General features: G+C 73.0%; 6 protein-coding genes. 2 read left to right on the forward strand and 4 right to left on the reverse strand.

Features of this window, described 5'->3' with window-relative positions; genetic code table 11:
- Positions 1-284: 284 nt before the first annotated feature.
- The 4 genes from CCN42_RS36490 to CCN42_RS36505 all read right to left on the reverse strand — a co-directional run bounded on the left by CCN42_RS36490 (position 285) and on the right by CCN42_RS36505 (position 2,306).
- Positions 285-554 carry a hypothetical protein gene (locus CCN42_RS36490; protein ID WP_086741616.1) on the reverse strand — a complete coding sequence of 90 codons (270 nt, stop codon included), beginning with the start codon at positions 552-554 and terminating at the stop codon, positions 285-287.
- Between the two features lie 236 nt (positions 555-790).
- Positions 791-1,018, reverse strand: a complete 228-nt coding sequence (locus CCN42_RS36495) for a DUF3107 domain-containing protein (protein WP_043503917.1) — start codon at positions 1,016-1,018, stop codon at positions 791-793.
- 146 nt (positions 1,019-1,164) lie between these two features.
- Positions 1,165-1,821, reverse strand: a complete 657-nt coding sequence (locus tag CCN42_RS36500) for a TetR/AcrR family transcriptional regulator (RefSeq protein ID WP_086741617.1) — start codon at positions 1,819-1,821, stop codon at positions 1,165-1,167.
- Positions 1,822-2,087: 266 nt separating this feature from the next.
- A complete protein-coding gene (locus tag CCN42_RS36505) occupies positions 2,088-2,306 on the reverse strand; it encodes a hypothetical protein (RefSeq protein ID WP_086741618.1) in 219 nt (72 codons plus the stop codon).
- 231 nt (positions 2,307-2,537) lie between these two features.
- Here CCN42_RS36505 and CCN42_RS36510 point away from each other — a divergent pair, with 231 nt between their 5' ends.
- A complete protein-coding gene (locus CCN42_RS36510) occupies positions 2,538-3,527 on the forward strand; it encodes an alpha/beta fold hydrolase (protein ID WP_086741619.1) in 990 nt (329 codons plus the stop codon).
- Positions 3,528-3,535: 8 nt separating this feature from the next.
- Positions 3,536-5,110: a DUF3152 domain-containing protein gene (locus tag CCN42_RS36515; protein ID WP_086741620.1), complete on the forward strand. Its 1,575-nt coding sequence runs from the start codon at positions 3,536-3,538 to the stop codon at positions 5,108-5,110.
- The last annotated feature ends 138 nt before the right edge of the window (positions 5,111-5,248 follow it).

Below are 5,248 nucleotides of genomic sequence, written 5' to 3' on the forward strand. Positions count from 1 at the left end.
GTGCTCCTCCTGGGTCGTGTCCGCAGAGTCCCGTCGTCCGCCCGAAGGGCGGGCCCCGCGGCGTCTGGTGCGTGCTCTCGGCGCGCCGGGCGGAGTCCCTCGTACTGGATGTACTTGGGGCTTCGCCCGGCGCGGCGAGAGTGCGTGCCAGGCGTCGCGGGGCAGACGGGACTTTGCGGACACGGCCTAGGAGCGACCGCCCTCACGAGGGTCATGGCCGCGCCCGTCCCGGCCGTGCTCGCGCCGGTGCCGTCGTCGTGGGCCGGCTTCGGCCCGGCGGCGGCTCAGGCCGTCGCCGAGTGCCGGCGGAGTCTTCCCGCGGGGCGCAGCAGCAGCGACAGCGAGGCGACACAGAACACGGCGGCCCCGGTGAGCGCCAGCAGGAAGCCCCCGGCGTCCAGGGCGCTGCGGGCGATGAAGGCGCCGAAGAGCGCACCGGCGACACCGGTCGACAGCACCAGGGGGCGCGCCGGGAGGCGGTGCGGCAGCCGATGCGCGTACGCCCACGCCAGGACGAGGCCGAGGATCGCGGAGCTGAAGGCTTCCAAGAGCATGTAGGGGTCCTCCCACCTGGCCGTCCTGCCCTAACGGTTACAGCCCGTCCTACCCCTGACCTGCGGAATGCAATCCTCCCCTTTGGGCGACTTGTGTTCTTCCTGTGGGTGACACGTCCATCGAGGCGCGCACGCACGACGGCGCGCGACAGGCACGCCACAGGGGCCGCACACACGCGACGGCCCGCCGGGTGCTCCCACCCGGCGGGCCGTCGTTCTCGTGCTCGGTTCGCCGCCTAGAGCGCGCCGAAGCCCACCTTGCGCGGCGCCGGTTCGCCCAGCTCCACGTAGGCCAGGCGGTCGGCCGGGATGAGGACCTTGCGGCCGTGCTCGTCCACGAGGCTCAGCAGCTGCGACTTGCCGGCCAGTGCCTCGGCCACCACCCGCTCGACCTCCTCGGCACTCTGACCGCTCTCCAGAACGATCTCGCGGGGCGCGTGCTGCACGCCGATCTTGACCTCCACGGCTATGTCCCTCCGAACGGTCAGTGTTGCGCGGGCGTCCGCGCCGTACCCAGCACACATTAGCCCGGTGAGGGGACCCGCACGCTCCACGCGAGAACGCCATGAGCGAACAGCCGCCGGGAACAGACGCGCCCCGGCCCGCGGTGTCAGTGCTGCTGTTCGCTGTGGTGTTCGCTGTGGTGCAGCGGGAAGCCCGCGATGCCCCGCCACGCGAGCGAGGCCAGCAACTGCACCGCCTGGTCGCGCGGCACGCTGCGGTCGCTGTGCAGCCAGGAACGGGCCACCACCTGGGCGAGCCCGCCGAGCCCCGACGCGAGCAGCATCGACTCCGCGCGGGAGAGCCCCGTGTCCTCGGCGATGACGTCGCAGATCGCCTCGGCGCACTCGTTGGTGACCTTGTCGACGCGCTCGCGCACGGCGGGCTCGTTCGTCAGGTCCGACTCGAACACCAGCCGGAACGCGCCGCCGTCGTCCTCGACGTACGCGAAGTAGGCGTCCATCGTCGCCCGTACGCGCTGCTTGTTGTCGGTGGTCGACGCCAGGGCGCTGCGTACGGACTGGATCAGGGACTCGCAGTGCTGGTCCAGCAGTGCGAGATACAGGTCCAGCTTGCCCGGGAAGTGCTGGTAGAGCACCGGCTTGCTGACGCCGGCGCGCTCGGCGATGTCGTCCATCGCGGCCGCGTGGTAGCCCTGCGCCACGAAGACTTCCTGAGCGGCGCCCAGCAGCTGGTTCCGTCGGGCACGGCGCGGCAGGCGCGTGCCCCGCGGGCGTGCCGCCTCTGTCTGCTCGATGGCTGTCACGCCGCCTCCCAAAATCGTCCACATGCGGTGTGCGCCGCGCCGCCATCGTACTTTTCGGTAACCGTGTCGCGCGCGGTGCGAGCGCAGAATTTCACGGACCGGACGGTGGCGAAAGCCGCGCAAAAGGTTTCGAACAAACGCGGAGCGGGCAAAAAACGGCCCCGTTCCTGCTCAGCGGTGCCCGGCGCGAACTCCGGGCGCCGGTGGCCGGGCCCGCCGGGGCGCGAGGGCCGCCCTGCGGCTCGCCCTCCGCGCCCGCGCGGGTGTCACCGGTAGTCGTCCTCGTCGAGGGTGACCACCCGGGCCTGCTCGACGAGATCGGCCTCGTTCGCCCGGTCGGGGTTCACCCCGGTCAGCGGATCGTCGCGGTCCGGCTTCACCTCTGCGTGCTGCTCCGCGGCGTCGACCTCGGGGGCCTCGACGCCGAACTCCTTCACCTCGTCGCCGTTCTCGAAGGTCTCGGGGTCGGTCGGATCTACGGCCATGGTGGGCTCCCTTCCTACGAACGTCCCTGGGAAAAGCAGGGGCCACACGCGGGTGCCCTCTGTACGAGCCTAGGAGACACCCGATCCGGACGCTATGCGATCCGCGTCCGGATCGTCACACCGTGCGCACCGGAACCCGGCCGCCTCCGCCGGGGTGCCTTGCCGAAACGACTCTGCGTCTGTGATGGCGAACACACGATCCACGGCGTGATCACCTCGTAACATTGCCGCATGTCTTCGACCGAGCCCGCCTTCGTGCCGCCCGCCAACGTGCTCCCGAAGGTGGCGCCCGTCCGGGTCGCGGAGGGCGAGCGGCTCCGGTCGGTCCGGCTCCCGGGGATGACCCTCACGGTCCGCTCCCGGCCGCCCGCGCGCGAAGGCCTGCCGCCCGCGCTCTACGTCCACGGCCTCGGCGGTTCCTCGCAGAACTGGTCGGCGATGATGCCGCTGCTCGACGACATCGTCGACAACGAGGCCCTCGATCTGCCGGGCTTCGGCGACTCGCCACCGCCGGACGACGGCGACTACTCGGTCAGCGGGCACGCGCGTGCGGTGATCCGCTACCTCGACGCGTCCGGCCGCGGCCCCGTGCACCTCGTGGGCAACTCCCTCGGCGGCGCGATCACCACCCGGGTCGCCGCGGTACGGCCCGACCTCGTGCGCACGCTGACGCTGATCTCGCCCGCGCTGCCCGAACTGCGGGTCCAGCGCACCGCCGTGCCGACGGGGCTGCTGGCGCTGCCCGGAGTGGCCGCGCTGTTCACCCGGTACACCAAGGGCTGGACGGCGGAGCAGCGCGTCCGCGGGGTCATGGCGCTCTGCTACGGCGATCCCACGCGGGTTTCGCCCGAGGGCTTCCGCAACGCGGTCGAGGAGATGGAGCGACGGCTGCGGCTGCCGTACTTCTGGGACGCGATGGCACGCTCCGCGCGCGGGATCGTGAACGCGTACACCCTCGGCGGGCAGCACGCGCTGTGGCGCCAGGCCGAACGGGTGCTCGCGCCGACCCTGCTGGTGTACGGCGGGCGCGACCAGCTCATCGGTTTCCGCATGGCCCAGAAGGCGGCTCGCACCTTCCGCGACTCCCGCCTGGTGACCCTGCCGGACGCCGGGCACGTGGCGATGATGGAGTATCCGGAGACGGTGGCCGGGGCGTTCCGGGACCTGCTGGCCGGCCAGGCCGCGCGTGGTGCCGCCGAGTCCGCGAGCGCGGGGAGCTGAGAGACGACGTGGGACGCCACAGCCGCCGCGGTCCGGCACCGAAGGGTGAGACCGCGGGCGCCAGCCCTTCGGGACGACGAAGGGCCTCGGAGCCCGGGCCTGCCGCCGGGGGTGAGGAGGGAGCGCCCAGGGCGGTCCCTCCGGGGACGCCGGGGCACGGGGGGACTCCCCTGTCCGAGGGGACTCCCCCGCGCGGGGTGCCCCGGCTGCCGGACGGGACGCCGGTGCGAGGGGTGCCCCGGCTGGCGGACGGGACTCCTGCGAGACCGGCGCCTCGGGCGGATGGGACGCCTGCGCACGGCGTGCCCGGGTTCGCCGACGGGACACCCGTGCGCGGTGTGCCGCGGTACGCCGACGGGACTCCGGCACATGGCACGCCTCGGTTCCCGGACGGCACCCCCGCGCACGGCACGCCTCGATTCTCCGACGGCACGCCCGCGCGGGGTGTGCGCCAGGTTCGCGGTGGGCATCCCGAGCAGCGGGAGGCCGGGGGCGGCTGGGGTGAGTTGAGGGGTGCCGCGGGTTCGTCCGGCGGTGCCGGGATACCCCGATCGCGGCCGCCCTCGCGACCGGGAGGTCCGGCGGCGCCGCGACAGGACTACCTCGACGCCTTCGACGCGGACGGCGCGGCCGGCGACGGCTTCCCCTCCCGCACGTCCGCGGCCGGGGCCGATCCGTACGCCTCCGGCAGCCGCTGGGACGACACCCCGGCGGGCGGCGGTCCGGGCGACGGCGGTCCGCCCACCGGCGAGCCCGCGCGCGGCAAGGGCGGTGGGGGCGGCAAGGGACGGGCGTTCGCCGGAGTCGCCGCCGCCGCGGTGACCACCGTGCTGGCCGTGGTGGTCGCCGGGCAGGTCGGCGAGGGACGGGACGACGGCTCCGTCGCGTCGCAGGCCGCCACCGACCAGGCTCGGGGCGCCCATGGCCCGGCCTCGCGCGGGGACGGCCGGCCGACGCCCAGCGGGTCACCGAGCGCGGTGCCGCTGACGTACGACCAGAAGATGGCGAAGACGTACCCGCTGAGCGCGTCGCTCGACGGCCCCGGGACCTTCGACGCGGTCCCCGGCGTCGACAAGGCGCCGGGGACCGGGCAGAAGTACACCTACCGGGTGGACGTGGAGCAGGGGCTGCGGCTGGACGGTGAGCTGTTCGCGCAGGCCGTGCAGCGCACCCTCAACGACAACCGCAGCTGGGCGCACAACGGCGGCCGTACGTTCGAGCGCATCTACTCGGGCGAGCCCGACTTCGTGATCACCCTTGCCAGCCCCGGCACGACCGCGGACTGGTGTGCGAAGTCCGGCCTGGACACGACGGTCGACAACGTCTCGTGCGACTCCGCGGCCACCGAGCGCGTGATGATCAACGCGTACCGCTGGGCGCAGGGCTCGGAGACGTACGGCAACGAGATCCACGCCTACCGTCAGATGCTGATCAACCACGAGGTCGGTCACCGGCTCGGCTATTCGCACGTCACGTGCGACAAGGACGGCGACCTGGCGCCGGTGATGCAGCAGCAGACCAAGTTCCTGGAGCACGACGGCATCCGCTGCGAGCCGAACCCTTGGCCGTACCCGGCGAGCTGATGCGTATGACGATCCGTGCGGCGATCGTACGGCGACCTGTGCGGCGATCCGCGCGGAAGTGATCTCGTGGTGATCCCCTAGGGGGTGTCGTCAAACTCTCGTCGTCGTCCGCAGGACGGCCCTGCGGCGTCCGGTGCG

The sequence above is a fragment of the Streptomyces glaucescens genome, from assembly GCF_002154375.1.
GTDB lineage: Bacteria > Actinomycetota > Actinomycetes > Streptomycetales > Streptomycetaceae > Streptomyces > Streptomyces glaucescens.